Below are 18,667 nucleotides of genomic sequence, written 5' to 3'. Positions count from 1 at the left end.
GATGGACACGCAGATGGACACGCAGTCCGGTGCCCGACCGGGCGCCGCCGGCACACCGCGGATCATCGGGGTCGTCTGGGGGCTGCTGGTCCTCAACACGCTCGGCTCCGCAGGGGCGAAGACCATCGTCCCGCTGCCCCGCTCCCTCATCCAGATGGTCACCATGGGCGCCCTGGTCGCCGCGTTCGCCCTGGCGCTCGCGGTCAACCTCCGGCTGCGCATCCGGGCCAGCGCCTACCTGCTCCTGCTCACCCTGCTGCTGGTGAGCAGCGTGATCTCCAGCGCCAACCTGGAGTCCGGGTTCGGCGCGCTGTTCCGCTGCTTCCGGCTGGCTCTCTTCGTCGGCACCCTGTGGCTGCTCAGCCGCTGGTGGGACGGCAGCCTGACGTTCGTCCGGTACCACATACGGGCGTACTTCGCGGTGCTCGGATCGGTGGCCGCCGGCCTGGTCGTCTCACCGGGCGCGGCCCTTCCCGACCTCTACGGCGGACGCCTGGTCGGCGCGCTGTGGCCGCTCACCCCGCCGCAGATCGGGCAGTACGCGGCGGTGATCATCGGGCTCACCGCGCTGCTCGTGCTGGGCCGCCGGACCGACCGGACCAGCGCCGTGGTGATCATCGTGCCGTCCTTCGTGCTGCTCGCGCTGACCCATACCCGCACGGCCACGCTCGGCCTGTTCATCGGACTGGCGCTGGCGATCGGCTCGCTCATCCTGACCAGCGCGGCCGCCCGCCGGTTCTTCACCTGGGCGGTGCTGTGCGCCGTGGTGGCCGCGGTGGGGTTCGCCTCCGCCCTGCAGACGTGGTTCCTGCGCGGACAGAGCAAGGAGAACTTCTCCAGCCTCACCGGCCGGGCCAAGGTCTGGGACGCCCTCCTCGCCGCGCCCCGGTCGACCTCGGAGCAGCTCCTCGGCGTCGGCCTGGGCGACAAGTCGTTCGGCGGGCTGCCGATCGACAACAGCTGGCTGGCCGTCTACAACGAGCAGGGGCTGATCGGCGTCACCCTCGTCGCGGTGATCATCGTCGTGCTGGGCGCCGTCGCGTTGCTGCGGCCACCGTCGCTGCAGAGGGCCTGCGCGATCTTCCTGATCAGCTACTGCGCGGTCGCCTCGTACACCGAGGCCGGTCTGGGCGACGCCTCGCCGTATCTGCTGCATCTGGCCGTGGCCGCCTCGCTGCTGGCGGTACCCGCCGCGACGGCACCCCGCTCGACGCCCGAACTCGCCAGACGATCGGAGGTGACCTGACCATGCACGTCCTCGTGGTGCACAACCGCTATGCCTCGGCGCAGCCGAGCGGGGAGAACAAGGTCGTCGACCAGGAGGTGGAGCTGCTGCGCGCGGCCGGCCACCGGGTCGACGTGTTCGAGCGGCGCAGCGACGACATCGCCGCCCGGTCCCTCCTCGGCAAGGTCGCGGTGCCGCTCCTCGTCCCGTGGAACCCGGCGGTCCGCACGGAACTCGCCGCCCGGCTGCGTACCGAGCGGCCGGACGTGGTGCACGTCCACAACGTCTTCCCGCTCCTGTCGCCCGCGGTCCTCGCCGCATGCGCCGACGCCGGGGTGCCCGCCGTCGCCACGCTGCACAACTACACCCAGGTCTGCCCGCCCGGCACGCTGCAGCGGGACGGCCGGCCGTGCACCGAGTGCGTCGGCTCCGCACCACTGCCCGCCGTCCGGCACGGCTGCTACCGCAACTCCCGCCTCGCCACGGTGCCGCTGGCCGTCAGCCTGTCGGCCAACCGGCGGCGGTGGTGGTCCGGGGTGGAGCGGTTCCTCTGCATCTCCGCGGCCCAGCGCGACGTCCTGGTGCGGTCCGGCATGCCGGCCGAGCGGCTGGCCGTGAAGCACAACTTCGTGCCCGACCCGGGCAGTCGCCGGGAGGATCAGGGAGAGCACCTGCTCTATCTCGGCCGGCTCGCGGAGGCCAAGGGCGTACGGCTGCTCATGGCCGCGTGGGACGAGATCACGGCGAGCGGCGGTGTGGGCGTGCCGCTCGTGATCGCCGGCACCGGGCCGCTGGAGCCGGAGGTGGCCGCCTGGGCGGCGGACCGGGACGACGTGCGCTACGTCGGACTGCTGGATGCGGCGGAGTGCCGGAAGGCCATCGAGCGGTCGGTCGCCGTGGTGGCTCCCTCGACGTGGCTGGAGGCGTTCGGCCTGGTGGTCGTCGAGGCGATGGCGGCCGGGGTCCCGACCGTCGCCGCCGGCCACGGGGCCTTCGTCGAACTCGTCGAGGACGGTGTCACCGGGCTGCTGCACGAGCCCGGCGAGGCGGGCTCGCTCGCGTCCCGCATACGCCGGATCGCGGCCGAACCGGACCGCAACCGGGAGATGGGCCAGGCGGCCCGCCGCCGCTACGAGCAGGGATTCAGCCCGGCCGTCGGCCTGGAGCGCCTGCTGGAGGAGTACCGCACCGCGATCGCGGGACGGTCCGCACAGGCTCGTGGCGGGGACACCCGCGCGAGCAGGGGGGATGGGGACAGCAGATGACACGATGCCGACTCTGCGGCTCGGAAGCGATGGCGAGCGTCGTCGACCTGGGGGCGACGCCGCCGTGCGAGAGCTTCCTCGCCGCGGACCAACTGGACGAGCCGGAGCCCGCGTACCCGCTGCACCTGCGGGTCTGCACCGACTGCTGGCTCGCGCAGATCCCGCCGCTGATCACGCCGGAGGAGACGTTCAAGGAGTACGCGTACTTCTCCTCCTTCTCGACCTCCTGGGTGGAGCACGCGCGCACCTTCGTCGCCGACGCCGCAGAGCGGCTTCCGCTCGGCCCCGACGCCTTCGTGGTCGAGGTGGCGAGCAACGACGGGTACCTGCTGAGGCACGTCGTGGACCGCGGGATCCGCTGCCTGGGCATCGAGCCGTCGGTGAACGTCGGCGCCACGGCACGGGAGGCGGGCGTGCCCACGCTCACGGAGTTCCTCTCCCCGGACACCGGCGCCGCGGTCCGCGCGGAGCACGGTCCGGCGGACCTGGTCGTGGCCAACAACGTGTACGCGCACATCCCCGACGTGGTCGGGTTCACCCAGGGGCTGCGCGCCCTGGTCGCCGACGACGGCTGGGTCTCCATCGAGGTGCAGCACCTGCTGACCCTGATCGAGGAGAACCAGTACGACACGATCTACCACGAGCACTTCCAGTACTACACGGTCGCCTCCGCGATCCGGGCCCTGGCCAGCGGCGGACTCGCGCTCGTGGACGTCGAGTTGCTGCCCACGCACGGCGGCTCCATCCGGCTGTGGGCCCGCCCGGCCGAGGCGGCCGGCGAGCCGGCGCGGCGGGTGGCCGACGTACTGGACCGGGAGAAGGCCGCCGGGCTCCAGGAGCTGTCCGGGTACGCCGAGTTCTCCGCCCGGGTGGCCAAGGTCCGCCGGGACCTGCTGCGGTTCCTCATCGAGGCGGCCGAGCGCGGCGAGACCGTCGTCGGCTACGGCGCCCCCGGCAAGGGCAACACCCTGCTCAACCACTGCGGCGTCCGCCCCGACCTGCTCGCCTACACCGTCGACCGCAACCCCTACAAGCACGGCAGGTTCACCCCGGGCACCCGCATCCCGATCCTGCCGCCCGAGCGGATAGCCGAAGACAGACCCGACTACGTCCTCGTCCTCCCGTGGAACCTGCGCGCCGAACTCGTCGAGCAGCTGTCCTACGTGCACGAGTGGGGCGGCCGGCTCGTCTTTCCCATCCCGGAACTGAGCGTTGTCGAGGGCGTCTCGAAAGAGGTCACAGCATGAAGGTCGTCCTGTTCTGCGGCGGTTACGGGATGCGGATGCGCAACGGCACCTCCGACGACGTGCCCAAACCGATGGCGATGGTCGGCCCGCGACCGCTGATCTGGCATGTCATGCGCTACTACGCGTACTTCGGGCACAAGGAGTTCATCCTGTGCCTCGGATACGGCGCCCACCACATCAAGGACTTCTTCCTCAACTACGAGGAGACGACGTCCAACGACTTCGTGCTGCGGGGCGGGCGGACCGAGCTGCTGTCCACCGACATCGCCGACTGGACGATCACGTTCGCGCAGACCGGCATCGAGTCACCCATCGGGGAGCGGCTGCGCCGGGTGCGGCACCACCTGGACGGCGACGAGATGTTCCTCGCCAACTACGCCGACGTGCTCACCGACGCCCCGCTCCCGGAGATGATCGACCGGTTCGCGGCGCGCGACGCCGGGGCGTCGATGATGGTGGTGCCGCCGCAGTCGTCGTTCCACTGTGTGGAGCTGGGCGAGGACGGCCTGGTGGGAGGCATCACCGCGGTGAGCGAACTGCCGCTGTGGGAGAACGGCGGCTACTTCGTGCTCCGCCAGGAGGTCTTCGACCACATACCGGAGAACGGGGACCTGGTCGCCGACGGATGCGCCCAACTGGCCAAGCGGGGGCGGCTGGTGGCGCATCAGCACCGCGGTTTCTGGAAGCCGACCGACACCGTGAAGGAGCGGGCCGCGCTCGACGAGGCCTACTCGCGGGGCGACCGTCCGTGGGCCGTGTGGGAACGGGACGTCGCGGGGGTGCGTGCGTGATCCGGCTCGGGGCCGGTCGTCTCGACCGGATCGTCGCGGTGGGCGCGCACTGCGACGACATCGCCATCGGCGCCGGCGGCACGCTGCTGACGCTGTGCCTCGCGCGGCCGGGTGTCCGCGTGGACGCGCTGGTGCTCACCGGCGGCGGGAGCGAGCGGGAGCAGGAGGAGCAGGCCGCGCTCGCCGCCTTCTGCCCGGGCGCCGACCTGCGGCTGACCGTGCACAAGTTGCCGGACGGCCGGTTCCCGGCCCACTGGGAGGAGGCCAAGTCCGCGGTCGAGGAACTGCGCGCGCAGACCGATCCGGACCTGGTCCTCGCGCCGCGCACCGACGACGCCCACCAGGACCACCGCGGCCTGGCCAAGCTGATGACCACCGCGTTCCGCGACCACCTCGTGCTCGGCTACGAGATCGTCAAGTGGGACGGCGATCTCGGCCGGCCGGCGGCGTACCAGCCGCTGGCGCCGGAGACCGCCGAACAGAAGGTGCGGCTGCTGCAGGAGCACTACCCCTCGCAGCGGCACCGGCCCTGGTACGACCGGGAGGCCTTCCTCGGCCTCGCCCGGATCCGCGGCATCGAATGTCACGCGCGCTACGCCGAGGCGTTCGCCGTCACCAAACTCACGCTCAACCTGGGGGGTTGAACAACCTTGCGCGTACTACTGACCGGACACCAGGGCTATCTGGGCACCGTGATGGCCCCGGTCCTCAAGGCCGCCGGGCACGAGGTCGTCGGCCTCGACTCCGGCCTGTTCGCCGACTGCGTCCTTGGCCCGCGGCCCGCGGACCCGCCGGGGCAGCGGGTGGACCTGCGCGACGTCACGGCCGACCACGTGGCCGGGGTGGACGCCGTGATCCACCTGGCCGCGCTCTCCAACGATCCGCTCGGCTCGCTGGCGCCGGAACTCACCTACGACATCAACCACCACGCGTCCGTCCGCCTTGCCCGGCTGGCCCGCGACGCCGGGGTACGGCGCTTCCTGTACGCGTCGACCTGCTCGGTCTACGGCGCCGCCGGCGGCGACGACCTGGTGGCCGAGGACGCCCCGCTGCGCCCGGTGACGCCGTACGCGGAGTCCAAGGTGCGGGTGGAGGACGACCTGCACGAGCTCGCCGACGACGACTTCACCCCGGTGTTCATGCGCAACGCCACCGCCTTCGGCTTCTCGCCCCGGCTGCGCGCCGACATCGTGCTGAACAATCTGGTGGGCCACGCGCTCCTTTCCGGCGAGGTCCTGGTGCTCTCCGACGGCACCCCCTGGCGCCCGCTGGTGCACGCCGCCGACATCGCGCGCGCCTTCACGGCCGCGCTGACCGCGCCGCGCGAGGCGGTGCACGACCGGGCGTTCAACATCGGCAGCGAGATCAACAACGTCACGGTCGCCGAGATCGCCGAGCAGGTCGCCGAGGCGGTGTCCGGCGCGAAGGTGGTGATCACGGGGGAGAACGGTGCCGATCCGCGGTCCTACCGGGTGGACTTCGCCCGGTTCCGCGCCGCGATCCCCGGCTTCGACTGCGAGTGGACGGTGAAGCAGGGCGCGCTCGAACTCGCGGACGCCTACCGGAAGTTCGGGCTGACCCGCGAGGACTTCGAGCAGCGCTTCACCCGGCTCGCCGTACTGCGCGCGGCATCCGACGCCGGCACCGTCGACGACACCCTCAGGTGGCGCAGGTGACCGACGTGAGTGAAGAGATGTACGCGCTGGTGGAGCGGATGTACCCGCTCTGCCGCAGCATCACCGGCGACGGTGTGCGCGCCACCCTGGACATCGTCGGGGAGTACATCCCGCTGCAGGTGTACGAGGTGCCGACCGGGACGCAGGTGCTCGACTGGACGGTCCCGCAGGAGTGGAACATCCGGGACGCGTACATCGCCGACCCCACCGGCCGGCGGGTAGTCGACTTCGCCGCGTCCAGCCTGCACGTGCTCGGCTACAGCGTGCCGGTGTCCGCGACCATGCCCCTCGCCGAGCTGCGCGGACACCTGCACACGCTGCCGGAGCACCCGTCCTGGGTGCCGTACCGCACCAGCTACTACAAGCCGGACTGGGGGTTCTGCCTGGCCCAGGAGACCTTGGACGCGCTGCCCGACGGCGAGTACGAGGTACGCATCGACTCCACGCTCGCCGACGGACACCTCACCTACGCCGAGTACGTGGTCCCCGGGCAGGTCGCGGACGAGGTGATCGTCTCCTGCCACGTCTGCCACCCGTCGCTGGCCAACGACAACCTGGCCGGCATCGCCGTGGCCACCTATCTGGCCCGGGCCCTTGCGGAGCAGACGGCGTACTACACCTACCGGTTCCTGTTCGCACCCGGCACCATCGGGGCGATCACCTGGCTGGCCCGCAACGCGGAGCGGGTGGACCGGGTCAAGCACGGCCTGGTGCTGGCCTGCGCCGGGGACCCGGGCCAACTGACGTACAAACAGAGCAGACGCGGCGACGCGGAGATCGACCGGGTGCTGCGGCACGTGCTGAGCGCGTCCGAACGCCCCCACCGCATCACCGAGTTCACTCCGTACGGCTACGACGAGCGGCAGTTCTGCTCGCCCGGGTTCAACCTGGGCGTGGGCTCGCTCACCCGGACCCCGTACGCCGGCTACCCCGAGTACCACACCTCGGCGGACAACCTGGACTTCGTCTCCCCGGAGGCGATGGCGGACACCCTCGCGGTCTGCCGCGAGGCGTTCGCCGTCCTCGACCGCAACCGGCGGTACCTCAACCTCAGCCCCTACGGCGAACCGCAACTGGGCCGGCGCGGGCTGTACGACGCGCTCGGCGGCCGTAGCGACACCAAGCAGGCCCAGATGGCCATGCTCTGGGTGCTCAACCTCTCCGACGGAGAGCACAGTCTGCTGGACGTCGCCGAGCGGTCCGGGCTCCCGTTCGACACCGTCGCCGGCGCGGCAGGCGCTCTGCTCGGCGCCGGGCTGATCAAGGAATGACGCGGATGACCACCGAGGGGGAGAATCCGCGGAAGACGGCGCCACCGGCCGTGTCCGCCAAGCGCGCCCTCGTCGGCCGGCTGTCCTGGGGACTGGCCGACCAGGCGGCCTCCAGCATCAGCAACTTCGCGGTGGGCATCTACGTGGCCCGCTCGCTCGGGGTGACCGCGTTCGGCGTGTTCAGCCTGGCCTGGGTGACCTACGGCGTAGTGCTCAACGTCTCCCGCGGACTTGCCACCGACCCGCTCGTGGTGCGCTTCAGCGGCGTGCCGGACGTGTCCTGGCGCGGGGCGGTGGCCCGGTCGACCGGGACCGCGATCGGCGTCGGCTCCGCCATCGGCGCGGTGTGTCTGGTGGCCGGACTCGGTCTCGGCGGCGCTTTGGGGGCCGCGTTCGCCTGCCTGGGCGTCATGCTGCCGGGGCTGCTGCTCCAGGACGCCTGGCGGTTCTCGTTCTTCGCCGCCGGCGCCGGGCGGAAGGCGTTCGTCAACGACGTGGTGTGGGGCGTCGCGCTCGTCCCGGCCATGGTGGTGGCGGCCCATGTGGGCAGCGTGGCCGCCTTCGTGCTCGCCTGGGGCGCGTCCGCCACGGTGGCGGCGGGATACGGTTACCTCCAGTCCGGCATCCGGCCCCGGCCGGCCCAGGCACGCGGCTGGCTTCGCGAGCAGCGTGATCTCGGCTACCGGTATCTGGTCGAGAACGTCAGCCTCAGTGGCGCGAGCCAACTGCGGGCGTACGGGCTCGGCGCGATCGTCGGCGTGAGCGCGGTGGGCGCGGTGCGCGGCGCCGAGCTCCTGCTGGGCCCGTTCCTCGCGGTACTGATGGGACTTTCGCTGGTCACCGTCCCGGAGGCGGCACGGGTGCTGCGGCAGGCCCCGCACCAACTGGGCAGGTTCTGCCTCCTCCTCGGCGGGGGGCAGGCCACCGGAGCGCTGCTCTGGGGCTCGGCGCTGCTGCTCATGCCGGACCGGCTCGGCGAGCTGGTGCTCGGCGACGTCTGGCACTCCTCCTCGCGGCTCATCGTGCAGATCACCCTCAGCGTCGCGGGAGCGGGCCTCGGCACCGGCGCGGCGGCCGGGCTGCGCGCGCTCGGCGCGGCCCGGCGCAGCCTGCGCTGCCAGCTGTTCGCCTCCGCCTGCTACGTCGGCGGCGGGCTCGGCGGGGCGGCCGCCGCCGGCACGGCCGGCTCGGCCTGGGGCGTCGCCGCCGCGACTCTCAGCGGCTCGGCCGTGTGGTGGCTGCAACTCCGGTCCGCCCTGCGCGAGCGCCACCGCAATCCCATCCCCGAAGTGAGGACCGCATGACCGACCGACCCAGGCTGAGCATCGGCCTGCCCGTGTACAACGGCGAGGAGTACCTGGCCGAGTCGTTCGACGCCCTCCTCGGCCAGACCTACGAGGACTTCGAACTGGTCGTCTCCGACAACGCCTCGACCGACGGGACCGAGGACATCTGCCGCAAGTACGCCGCACAGGACTCACGCATCCGGTACCTCCGGCTGCCCCGGAACATCGGCGCCACGCCGAACCACAACCATGTGCTGGCCGAGTCGCGCGGCGAGCTGTTCAAGTGGGCCTCGCACGACGACCTGTACGGCCGCGACCTGCTGCGGCGCTGCGTGGAGGCGCTGGACGAGCGGCCGGACGTGATCCTCGCGCACACCGGCCAGGCGGTCATCGACGGCGACGGCCAGGTGAAGGTCCCCTACGAGTACACGCTCGCCACCGACTCGCCGCACGCGCCGGAGCGCTTCCGCAGTCTGCTGTTCGAGCCGGGCGGCGACGACTTCTACGGGGTGATGCGGGCCGACATGCTGCGCCGGGTGAAACCGATGGACAGCTACCACCACGCGGACCGCACCTATGTCGCCGAGATCACCCTGCACGGGCGCTTCCACCAGGTGCCGGAGCTGCTGTACTTCCGCCGCGACCACCCCACCCGCGCCGAGCGGGCGAACCCGTCCAAGCGTGCCCGGTGCGTCAACCTGGACCCGCGCCGGGCAGGCCCGCTGCACCCGACGCCCCGGCTGCTCGCCGAGTACGTCTGGGGCTTCGCCTCGGCGATCCGGCGGGCGCCGCTGTCCCAGGCCGACCGGCGCGCGTGCTACGGCCACCTGGCATCGTGGATGACCAGCCGGGTCCGGCCGGGTGCCGGTGAGCGGGTCGAGGACCGCGCCCCGATCGACCCGGCCCTGCTCACGGTCTCCGTCGACGCCCTCGTCGCCGGTCGTGAGGGAAGGCAGTCATGACGTCGACGGACGAAACCCCGGTGCGGGTCGGGGTGTTCGGCCTGCTCGGCTCCGGCAACCTCGGCAACGACGGGTCGCTCGAAGCCGTCCTCGGCTACCTGCGCGCCGAGCACCCGGAGGCGGTCGTGGACGCGCTGTGCGGCGGGCCCGAGGCCGTGACGGCCCGGTTCGGGATCCCCGCCACGCGGCTGCACTGGAACCGCGCGGAATACCGGACCGCGTCACGTACGGGCGCGATCGCGGCGAAGGGACTCGGCAAACTCGTCGACGTCTTCCGCACCGCCGCCTGGGTGCGCCGCCACGACGTGGTGATCGTGCCGGGCATGGGCGTCCTGGAGGCGACCCTGCCGTTGCGGCCGTGGGGCTTCCCGTATTCGCTGTTCCTGCTCTGCGCGAGCGGCCGGCTGCTGCGCACCCGGGTCGCGCTGGTCAGCGTCGGCGCCGCCGAGATCCGCGACCGGCCCACCCGGGCCCTGGTCCGCTGGTCGGGGCGCCTGGCCGCCTACCGGTCCTACCGGGACGCCCAATCCAGGGACGCCATGCGGGCGATGGGCGTGGACACCGCGCGCGACGAGGTCTACCCGGACCTCGCCTTCTCCCTGCCGACACCGCCGGCGAACGCGCCCTCGGGCTCGCCGGGCCCGGTCTGCCTCGGTGTCATGGACTTCCACGGCGGCAACGACGACCGGGCCCGGGCCGACGAGATCTACCGGCGCTACCTCGACGGCACGATCCGGTTCGTCCGCGTGCTGGTCGGGGAGGGCAGGCCGATCCGGCTGCTCACCGGTGACCGGTGCGACGCCGCGGTGGTCGACGCGATCCTCGACGCCGTGGACTCGCCGCTGGTCACCGCCGCCGAACCGACGTCACTCGCCGACCTGATGAAAGAGATGGCGGCCGCCGACACCGTGGTGGCGGTCCGCTACCACAACCTGATCTGCGCGCTGAAGACCGGCACACCGGTACTCGCGCTCAGCTATGCGGCGAAGAGCGACGCGCTCATGGCCGGGATGGGCCTCGGCGCGTACTGCCACCCGGCGCGCGAGGTCGACGCCGACCGGCTGCTCGAGCAGTTCCGGGCGCTGGAGAAGCGCTCGGCCGAACTGCGGGGGACCCTCGCCGAGCGGAACCTGGACGCCGCGCGCCAACTGGAGCACCAGTTCACCGCCTTGACCGCGGCCCTGTTCCCGGCGGCCGACCACACCCACGCCCACACCCGCGCCCACGCTCGGCAGGAGTCTCCATGAAAGCGACCGCAGTCCCGGAGATCGCCGGCGCGTACCTGTTCGAGCCGACGCCGTACACCGACGAACGCGGCTTCTTCTGCCGCACCTTCGACGCCGACGTGGTCCGCTCGGTGGGCCTCGACCCGCACGCCTTCGTCCAGGACAGCGTGTCCCGCTCGGTCCGGGGCGTGCTGCGCGGCCTGCACCTGCGCTCCGGCGCCGGCGAGGCCAAGCTGGTGCGGTGCTCGTACGGCAGGATCTTCGACGTCGTCGTGGACCTGCGGCCGGACTCGCCGACCTACCTGGGCCGCGCCTTCTTCGAGCTGTCCGGCGAGACACAGGTGACCGTGTACATCCCCGCGGGCTGTGCGCACGGCTTCCAGGCACTGACCGAGACCGCCGACACCTCGTACCGGATCGACCGCCCGCACGATCCGGCCGAGGACGTGACGATCGCCTTCGACGACCCGGAGCTCGCCATTCCGTGGCCGCTGCCGGCCGCACTGACGTCCCAACGGGACCGGGAGGCGCCGAGCCTCGCCGAGGTCCTGAAGCACAGAGAAAGTTGAGGTCCCGTGGACACCGAAGAGCTGCACCTGCCCCTGTCGCGGACAGCCAACGAGCGGCTGCACGCCATGGTCCCCGGGGGCGCGCACACCTACGCCAAGGGCGACGACCAGTACCCCGAGAACCTGGCCCCGGTCATCAGCCACGGCAACGGTGCCCACGTGTGGGACGTCGACGGCAACCGCTACATCGAATACGGCTCCGGCCTGCGGTCGGTCAGCCTCGGCCACGCCCACCCACGCGTGCTCGAGGCGGTGCGGCGGGAACTCGACCGAGGCAGCAACTTCGTCCGGCCGTCCATCGTGGAGGTCCAGGCCGCGGAACGCTTCCTGGCCACGGTGCCGACCGCCGAGATGGTGAAGTTCGCGAAGAACGGCTCCGACGCCACCACGGCCGCGGTACGTCTCGCCCGGGCCGTCACCGGGCGCCCGCGGGTGGCCGTCTGCGGCGACCACCCGTTCTTCTCCGTCGACGACTGGTTCATCGGCACCACGCCGATGTCCGCCGGCATTCCGGCGGCGACCAACGAGCTCACCGTGTCCTTCCCCTACGGAGACCTCGCCGCCACGGAGGAGTTGCTCACCCGGTACCCGGACGACATCGCCTGCCTGATCCTGGAACCCGCCACCCACACCGAGCCGCCGCCCGGTTACCTCGCCGGCCTGCGCGAGCTGGCCGACCGGCACGGCTGCGTACTGATCTTCGACGAGATGATCACCGGCTTCCGCTGGTCCGAGGCGGGTGCCCAGGGCCTGTACGGCGTCGTCCCCGACCTCTCCACGTTCGGCAAGGCGCTGGGCAACGGATTCGCCGTCTCCGCGCTGGCCGGACGCCGCGACCTGATGGAGCGGGGCGGACTGCGTGGCTCCGGCGACCGGGTGTTCCTGCTGTCCACGACGCACGGTGCGGAAACGCACTCCCTGGCGGCCGCGATGGCCGTGCAGGCCACCTACGTCGAGGAGGACGTCACCGCGCGGCTGCACGCCCTGGGCGAGCGGTTGGCCGCCGGTGTCCGCGACGCGGCGGCCGCCATGGGCGTCGGCGACCACGTCGTCGTCCGGGGCCGGCCCAGCAACCTGGTCTTCGCCACCCTCGACGAGAACCTGCAGCCCTCACAGCAGTACCGCACCCTGTTCCTGCGGCGGCTCCTCGCGGGCGGGGTGCTCGCCCCGTCGTTCGTGGTGAGCAGCGCTCTCGACGACGCGGATATCGACCGCACCGTCGACGTGGTCGCCCAGGCCTGCGGGGAGTACCGGAAGGCACTGGACGCCGCCGACCCCACCCCCTGGGTGTCCGGGCGAGCGGTGAAGCCCGTGTTCCGCCGCCTGGCGTGACGTGACGTCAGCGGCGCTCCCACCGGCCCACGTCGGTCGTCCGGTCGCTCACCTGGTCGGCCGTCCGGTCGGTCATCCCGTCGGCCGCCCGGTCGACCAGCCACGCGGTCGCCGGTATCACCGCCAGCGCGGTGCACCAGCCGCCGAGGGCGTCGGTCGGGTAGTGCGCGCCCAGGCGGACCTCCGCCCATCCCATGGTGGCGCCGGCGACCAGCGACGCGGCGAGCACGAGTGACGTGCCGGCCGTCCTGCCGAGGCCGAGCCGACCGGTCGCGAGCAGCGCCGCCATGAGGGCCAGCGCGGTGAAGAAGGCAGTGTGCCCGCTCGGGTAGGACAGGTTGCCGGCGCCGTGGATGGTGCGTCCCACCAGGTGCTTGAGCAGCGTGGTCGTCCCCACGGTCATGCCGGTACCGGCGACGACGAGCACCGCCGCGCGGGGACGCCGAAGCAGCAGGCAGCCCGCCACACCGGCCACGACCAGCAGCGCGGATCCCGCCGGTTCCCCCAAGAAGTCCAAGGCCAGAGCGCCGTACCGCCACGGCGGCGGCACGCTGTCCGCGGTCGGCCGGATGATCCACCTGTCCACCCTGCTGGGCTCGCTGTGGCCGGCGAACAGGACCCCGAGCGCGACGACCACCGGTGTGGCGAGCGCCGCGATGAGCCCCAGCCAGGTCCGCAGCGACGGGGGCAGCACCGCGCGCGCCGCTCCTGCCAGGCGATCCAACGCGAGCCCCCCGTTGTGTCCGACCCGCCCTCCAGCGACCACAACCGCCCCGCATCAGGCCCTGCTTTTCACCCTAACCAACAATCCGCGAACACATACGAGCAGTGCCGAAACAACCCCGCGGTGCCCGGAGGGGCAGAGCTCCCCCGGGCAACCGACCCGAGGCTCTAGAAGAACCCGAGCTTCTTCGGGCTGTAGGAAGTGAGGATGTTCTTCGTCTGCTGGTGGTACAGAGGCAGCGCGTCGCTGACCAGCGCAAACAGTGCCTGTCTCGGCTTTGACAGGATTGTTGGCCCGGGAATGGTCCGGACCTTGGCCGATGCGATCCCTCTGACTGGTGGCCGCCCGGTGCCACTCAGCGGTCGGAGCCGAGAACGAGAATGAGGGGGGTGCCGCGTGCTGCGTCCGCTCGCATTCTGGTGTGACATTGCCATCGGCCGATACCGCCCTGTACGCCGAATCCCGCACGCTGCCGGCGTAGAGCGATGATCCGCTCGCCGTGGCCGCGTGCGGTGGTGGCCATCCGTCGTGAGCTTTGACGGTCCCACATGGCACAGGTTGTAAAGACCGTCCAGGGGTGTATACGTCAGTCCGGTGCGGGCATGAAACCACAGGTCAGGGCCTCCTGGTCCCGGAAGGCATGCCCAGTTGGTGATGCCTGTGTGACAGGTGGGTGATACGGCGAGGCCCCGCCGAGGACCATCCTGGTGGGGCCGGTGCGGCTTCGTCGTGAGAGCGGCTGCGCTGTCGAGCACGATGCCGTCGGCGCCTCATGCGGTCCGTGTCCCTGTGACGCTCTCGGGGTGCGCCTGCTTTGCGATTGCACTCGCCTACGTGTCCAAGACCGTGTCCTACATGGTCAGTTGATTGTCGGGCTGGGCATGGGGAGGGGCGTTGGGGATGGATCGTTCCGGACGGTCTGTGGGAGTTGGCGAGGCCGCCTGCTCGTCAGCGGTTGCGCCTGGCGGACCTTGCCACCGTGCTTCGGAGCATCGAAGTCGACCGTGCACCGCCGCTTCGCCATCCGGTCCCGCGCCGGGGTCTGGGGCCGGCTGCACCAGAAAGTTCTCCAGCTCCTGGACGAGGAGGACCTGGTCGACCTGTCCCGTGCGGTCCTCGACCCATCTCACGTCCGCTGGTGGCTCAGAGGCACCTCCGACCTGGATCCGGTGGGCGCGCTGACCGGACTCGGGGCGGCGGGCGACCTCCAGAGGTCCGCGCCTTCCTGTCGCCGGCCTCCGTCGGTGTCGCCGCCCGGCGGTTTTGGGGGTGTCAGGACCTGGCGAGAGTCAAGTCGTGACAGGCTTCCTCGATCCAGTCGAGGGGGACCCCGCTGGGCAGAGCGTCGTCACGCAAGTCGGTTGTCAGCGCGTCCCAGTTGTCATAGCCGTGGGCCTTCGCTATCGAGTCCCTGACCTTGGTCTCATGCGGGGGTGCCACCTCCGTGCGGCTCGTCTTGTGATCCTTCAGCCGGTGAACCGCATGCCACAGCATCACTTCCGTCTCGAACTGCCTGAAATGATGAATCTTGTCCATCAGGTTTGCGGACAGTGACGGAATGTCCAGGAAGAGGCCCGCGAGAACCGGCTCGACCGAGGAATTCCGGGACAGCTTCGACTCGCTCCCGGTGGTCAGTCCTGCGAAATCGAGCTGTCCGGCCAGCAGGAACCGGATGTATTTCTGATACCGGCCGGTTCCGAATATGAACGGAGGGAGTGACAGATCGAGTTCTTCACGGCTGTGGCCGAGAAGCGGGTCGTGCGAGGAGTATCGCGGCCCTTGGCTGAATCGGCGGTCGGTTCCATCGGCAGGTGCCCCGTCGGGCAGGAGCGAAAGAGAGCGAACAGCCCTCAGTGCGTCCACTCTCTTGATGTCGACGGAGGCTGCGACTTCACCTATCACGCCACTCGGGTCGTCGATCCCGGCCTTCTTGAACAGAAGCCGCCAGACCCGGTCGGGATAGTACGATTCGGCGGCGACCCGGTGAAGCTCCACACCCTGGGACCGGGTGATCAGCTTGAGACCGTACAGCTTTCTGATCGCCGCGCGGATATTGACCAGGGCGACGCTCACCGCCGAGTGGTCGTCGTTGGGATCCGTCGCGACCACCACGGGGTCGTCCGAATGGAAGAGGCCGGACCGGTACATCCTGTAGACGGCTCCGACACCGTGGACGCCGACGGGCCAGCATTCCGCGGCCCGTATGGCCCCCATACTGGACGCCCCGACGATCTGAGCGCCGTCGCGAGCCACCTCGACGACCTCTCGCGGTGACACCGGGAGCACCTGCGAAAACGATCCGTCGATGATGAGGATCCGGGAGCTTCCGCTTTCTCTGGCCCGGTAGACGTCGCCGCGTTTCGCGGGGGGAAGGACGTGCGCCTGCGGCAGAAGGGCCCGTGCCTCGCCCGGCGGCAGGGACGGCCCGGTGAATATGGTGGTTCTCATGGCTCAGATCACCGATTCCAGCAGGCGGAGGGTAGGGGTGCGCGAACTCTCACCGTAGGGAGATGCGAGGCCCGGAACCAGGACACGAACCACCGGCACGCCGAGATCCTCGCGCGTAAGTTCTGTCACCAGGCACTTATCGTGTCCTGCGTCCCGCAGCCGGCCGACGACCGTGTGTATGTTCTGCAGGATGCTGCCGCTGCCGTCCTTGGCCTGCGGGAACGCCAGGGAGCCGGGGTTCCGGTAAAGAGAGTCGAGCCGCTTCAGCTCGGCCGGCCTGCGCCGCGCGCGCCCGGTCTCGAACACCTCTCGCGCACCCGTGGCGAAGCTGGCATGACCTTGGCACGCCTCGGTGAGAGCGCGAAGCAGCGCCCGTTCGGGCTGGAGGTCGGCCCCGTACCCGGGGAAGTAGGTCACCTTGCCCTCCTGCCCGAAGTAGCCGTCGTCGAAAAGGACGACCCGGATGACCGGAATGTCGATCACGTTGGTCAGATCCTGTATGCGGACAACCAGACCCTGACCGGTCAGCGCGTCGATGAGCTCCTTCGCGGTTCCGGCTGGAACCGACTCCGGAGATATGACCCTCAAAGGTCGACGAGGAGAGAAAACCGGGTCGTGGTGAGCGGAGTAGAACGCTTCCTCCGACACCGCGTCGCGCTCGACCAGCTCACCGACCGCGTGGAGGACCGCCTCTGAATACGTATTTCCGGAGGCGAGCCCGTTGGTCTCGATCCGAGCCGTCATGCCTTCCGTGGAGGGATTGAGGACGAGGTCGGTCGGCACCAGATGATGGCCCCCCTGCGCCAGGTCGTACGCTCCCGTCCAGGAGAAAACGGCGTCGGGCCGGTACGTCGTGTCCTGCGGCAGGCTGAAGTCCTCCGGGTCGACCGCAGCGGCGGGAGCGAGTTCCGCGTAGGAACCCCTGACGATCCGGCGGGCCGGAATCTCCTCGGCCGAGACGCGCTCGATCGCCTCCATGACGGCGCTGAGCTTCGCCGCGATCGGCGTCGCCCCCTTTCCCGCGCTCACCATCAGGTCTTTGGCCAGAGGGGTCACGGCCGACCACACGGGGGAGCTGATGTAATCCAGGGGAGTGGTGTCGTACACGCGCGTGACGGGGACGCGGGGCAGCAGTGGTTTCAGGAAGTCCCACGTCTCCTCGAAACTTCTGGCGTGTCCGGCCTCCGAACTTTCCGCATCAGGCTGAAAGCTGTCCGGGCGCAGGGCTGTCAGGCTGTTCGGTTCGACCATCATCGTGATGCCTTATCTGGAAGCGGGGATCGACGGGAACGCGGACCGCCGCGTCGCTGCGGTTCAGGAGCCGGCGGAGCAGGCCGACGAAGGGGCGACGGTCGCCGGTCCACACGGCCCTGCCGGCGCTCGTCACTGCACAGAGGACCGCGACGGCCCGGTCCGCGCCCCTGGGGCCTGCCTCAGGCGTCCCACGTGACCACGAGGTCGTCGGCGAAACGCGCCCCGAAGTCCCCCTTCCACACCGCGGTCAGCCGAGGCAGCTCCTCCAACAGGCCGGTCGATGCGAGTTGCAGCATCATCTCCCTCATGACCTGCCGCGTGAGTCCGGCGGCCAGACACGCGTGCCGGCCCCGCCCGAAGGCGACATGGCGAGCCCCGGTCCTGTCCGCACGGAAGGTGCCCGGGTCGGCGAACCGCCTCGGGTCGCGGTTGGCCGCCACGAGTACGAGGACCACGCGCGACTCGGCCCGTACGGTGTGACCGTGCAGGGTCAGATCGGACAGCGCGCGCCTGGTGGCCAAGTGGAAGGGCGTGACCAGCCGCAGCGCCTCGTCCACGGCCCCGTCGACGTCTTCCTTCAGGTCGACGGCGGCGCTCTCCGGGCCGGTCAACGCCTCCAACAGGCGTGCGACAGCCGCCGCGGTGGGTTCCAGCGCGCCACTCACCAGCTGGGCGTATATCGCGGTCGCGTCCAGAAGATCCAACGTCCCGTCGGACAGAGCGCGGCTCAGCGCCGAGGCGAGGACCCCCCGGGGAACCTCGCAGCGCTGCGCGACGAGCCCGGTCAGCTCGTCCAGAGCCTCTTCCGCGAGCCGCCCGATGCCGGGGTCGTACGTCTCGATCGGCCCTACGGCCAGGATCCGGGTGGCGCAGTCCGCGAGCTGTGCCAGGCCGTCCGGCTCCTCGTCCAGGAGATCGCTCAGGCCGGCTGCCAGAGCCGGCCTGACGACATCGGCGAACAGCCTGTCAGGCGTCACCGTGGGACTCGTAGCCGCGACGGAATCCGTCATCGCGGCGACCATCTGCCGAACGGCGGCGGGCGTGAACAGCGGCAGGAGTAGACGCCGCATACCGGTGTGCCGCGGCGGATCGGAGAACACGGGCCAGCGGTCGATGAACTCTGTCACCCGCCAGTAGGTGTTCTCCTGCTCTTCCGTCAGCGAGGGCGGGCAGTAGGTTTCCACCTGGGCGCCGAGCCGGGGATCAGGCAGAAGGTCGTACACGTCGTCGTATCGCGTCACGTACCACGTGTTCGTGCTCTCGTCCCAGTGCACACCGTGCGACTCACGCAGTTCGTCGAACCACTTGACCGGTTCCGCTTCCCGGTCCGTCGGGATCTGCGGCACCGTGGTCTCCGCCGTTACGTTGTCCATCACAAACCAACCCGTTCA

At 70.7% G+C, this 18,667-nt stretch carries 16 protein-coding genes and 1 pseudogene; 13 read left to right on the top strand and 4 right to left on the bottom strand.

Features of this window, described 5'->3' with window-relative positions; translation table 11 throughout:
* Position 1 precedes the first annotated feature (1 nt).
* From ACZ4N4_RS36940 to ACZ4N4_RS36885, 12 genes are read left to right on the top strand one after another with little or no spacing between them, the layout of a single operon-like run.
* On the top strand, positions 2 to 1,246 hold the full coding sequence (locus ACZ4N4_RS36940) for an O-antigen ligase domain-containing protein (protein ID WP_467597136.1): 1,245 nt from the start codon (positions 2 to 4) through the stop codon (positions 1,244 to 1,246).
* Positions 1,247 to 1,248: 2 nt separating this feature from the next.
* Positions 1,249 to 2,490 carry a glycosyltransferase gene (locus tag ACZ4N4_RS36935; protein WP_467597134.1) on the top strand — a complete coding sequence of 414 codons (1,242 nt, stop codon included), beginning with the start codon at positions 1,249 to 1,251 and terminating at the stop codon, positions 2,488 to 2,490.
* The gene (locus ACZ4N4_RS36930; protein ID WP_467597133.1) at positions 2,487 to 3,737 is read left to right on the top strand and encodes a methyltransferase domain-containing protein; all 1,251 of its coding nucleotides are present in this window, start codon (positions 2,487 to 2,489) and stop codon (positions 3,735 to 3,737) included. Before ACZ4N4_RS36935 ends, ACZ4N4_RS36930 begins: the two co-directional genes overlap by 4 nt.
* Positions 3,734 to 4,528 carry a sugar phosphate nucleotidyltransferase gene (locus ACZ4N4_RS36925; RefSeq protein ID WP_453563881.1) on the top strand — a complete coding sequence of 265 codons (795 nt, stop codon included), beginning with the start codon at positions 3,734 to 3,736 and terminating at the stop codon, positions 4,526 to 4,528. Before ACZ4N4_RS36930 ends, ACZ4N4_RS36925 begins: the two co-directional genes overlap by 4 nt.
* A complete protein-coding gene (locus tag ACZ4N4_RS36920; protein ID WP_467597131.1) occupies positions 4,525 to 5,172 on the top strand; it encodes a PIG-L deacetylase family protein in 648 nt (215 codons plus the stop codon). Before ACZ4N4_RS36925 ends, ACZ4N4_RS36920 begins: the two co-directional genes overlap by 4 nt.
* Positions 5,173 to 5,178: 6 nt before the next feature.
* Entirely contained in the window at positions 5,179 to 6,204 is a 1,026-nt protein-coding gene (locus ACZ4N4_RS36915; protein ID WP_467597128.1) for an NAD-dependent epimerase/dehydratase family protein, read from the top strand.
* Positions 6,192 to 7,475, top strand: a complete 1,284-nt coding sequence (locus ACZ4N4_RS36910; RefSeq protein ID WP_467597125.1) for a DUF4910 domain-containing protein — start codon at positions 6,192 to 6,194, stop codon at positions 7,473 to 7,475. Before ACZ4N4_RS36915 ends, ACZ4N4_RS36910 begins: the two co-directional genes overlap by 13 nt.
* The gene (locus ACZ4N4_RS36905; protein ID WP_453563891.1) at positions 7,472 to 8,779 is read left to right on the top strand and encodes an MATE family efflux transporter; all 1,308 of its coding nucleotides are present in this window, start codon (positions 7,472 to 7,474) and stop codon (positions 8,777 to 8,779) included. The genes ACZ4N4_RS36910 and ACZ4N4_RS36905 overlap by 4 nt, the downstream gene beginning before the upstream one ends.
* The gene (locus ACZ4N4_RS36900) at positions 8,776 to 9,723 is read left to right on the top strand and encodes a glycosyltransferase family 2 protein (RefSeq protein WP_467597122.1); all 948 of its coding nucleotides are present in this window, start codon (positions 8,776 to 8,778) and stop codon (positions 9,721 to 9,723) included. The genes ACZ4N4_RS36905 and ACZ4N4_RS36900 overlap by 4 nt, the downstream gene beginning before the upstream one ends.
* A complete protein-coding gene (locus ACZ4N4_RS36895) occupies positions 9,720 to 10,970 on the top strand; it encodes a polysaccharide pyruvyl transferase family protein (RefSeq protein ID WP_467597120.1) in 1,251 nt (416 codons plus the stop codon). The genes ACZ4N4_RS36900 and ACZ4N4_RS36895 overlap by 4 nt, the downstream gene beginning before the upstream one ends.
* Complete coding sequence (gene rfbC, locus ACZ4N4_RS36890) at positions 10,967 to 11,518, top strand: dTDP-4-dehydrorhamnose 3,5-epimerase (RefSeq protein WP_467597117.1); 552 nt, start codon at positions 10,967 to 10,969, stop codon at positions 11,516 to 11,518. Before ACZ4N4_RS36895 ends, rfbC begins: the two co-directional genes overlap by 4 nt.
* A gap of 6 nt (positions 11,519 to 11,524) precedes the next feature.
* Positions 11,525 to 12,850: a glutamate-1-semialdehyde 2,1-aminomutase gene (locus ACZ4N4_RS36885; protein WP_467597115.1), complete on the top strand. Its 1,326-nt coding sequence runs from the start codon at positions 11,525 to 11,527 to the stop codon at positions 12,848 to 12,850.
* 7 nt (positions 12,851 to 12,857) lie between these two features.
* Here ACZ4N4_RS36885 and ACZ4N4_RS36880 read toward each other — a convergent pair whose 3' ends face one another.
* Positions 12,858 to 13,565 (bottom strand): phosphatase PAP2 family protein, encoded by a 708-nt coding sequence (locus tag ACZ4N4_RS36880; RefSeq protein ID WP_467597627.1) that lies wholly within the window; start codon positions 13,563 to 13,565, stop codon positions 12,858 to 12,860.
* 913 nt (positions 13,566 to 14,478) lie between these two features.
* On the opposite strand from ACZ4N4_RS36880, the pseudogene ACZ4N4_RS36875 reads away from it, so the two are divergent.
* Positions 14,479 to 14,710, top strand: a pseudogene (locus ACZ4N4_RS36875) (transposase); the annotation flags it as partial.
* 136 nt (positions 14,711 to 14,846) lie between these two features.
* Here ACZ4N4_RS36875 and ACZ4N4_RS36870 read toward each other — a convergent pair.
* The 3 genes from ACZ4N4_RS36870 to ACZ4N4_RS36860 form a co-directional block, all read right to left on the bottom strand.
* Positions 14,847 to 16,022, bottom strand: a complete 1,176-nt coding sequence (locus tag ACZ4N4_RS36870; protein WP_467597112.1) for a TfuA-like protein — start codon at positions 16,020 to 16,022, stop codon at positions 14,847 to 14,849.
* Positions 16,023 to 16,025: 3 nt separating this feature from the next.
* Positions 16,026 to 17,276: a YcaO-like family protein gene (locus ACZ4N4_RS36865; protein WP_467597110.1), complete on the bottom strand. Its 1,251-nt coding sequence runs from the start codon at positions 17,274 to 17,276 to the stop codon at positions 16,026 to 16,028.
* Between the two features lie 179 nt (positions 17,277 to 17,455).
* The gene (locus ACZ4N4_RS36860; RefSeq protein ID WP_467597107.1) at positions 17,456 to 18,649 is read right to left on the bottom strand and encodes a cytochrome P450; all 1,194 of its coding nucleotides are present in this window, start codon (positions 18,647 to 18,649) and stop codon (positions 17,456 to 17,458) included.
* Positions 18,650 to 18,667: the final 18 nt, after the last annotated feature.

The organism is Streptomyces sp. NPDC026538 (assembly GCF_055567535.1).
The sequence above is the reverse complement of the archived record's forward strand: the minus strand, read 5'-3'. Positions and strand labels throughout refer to the sequence as shown.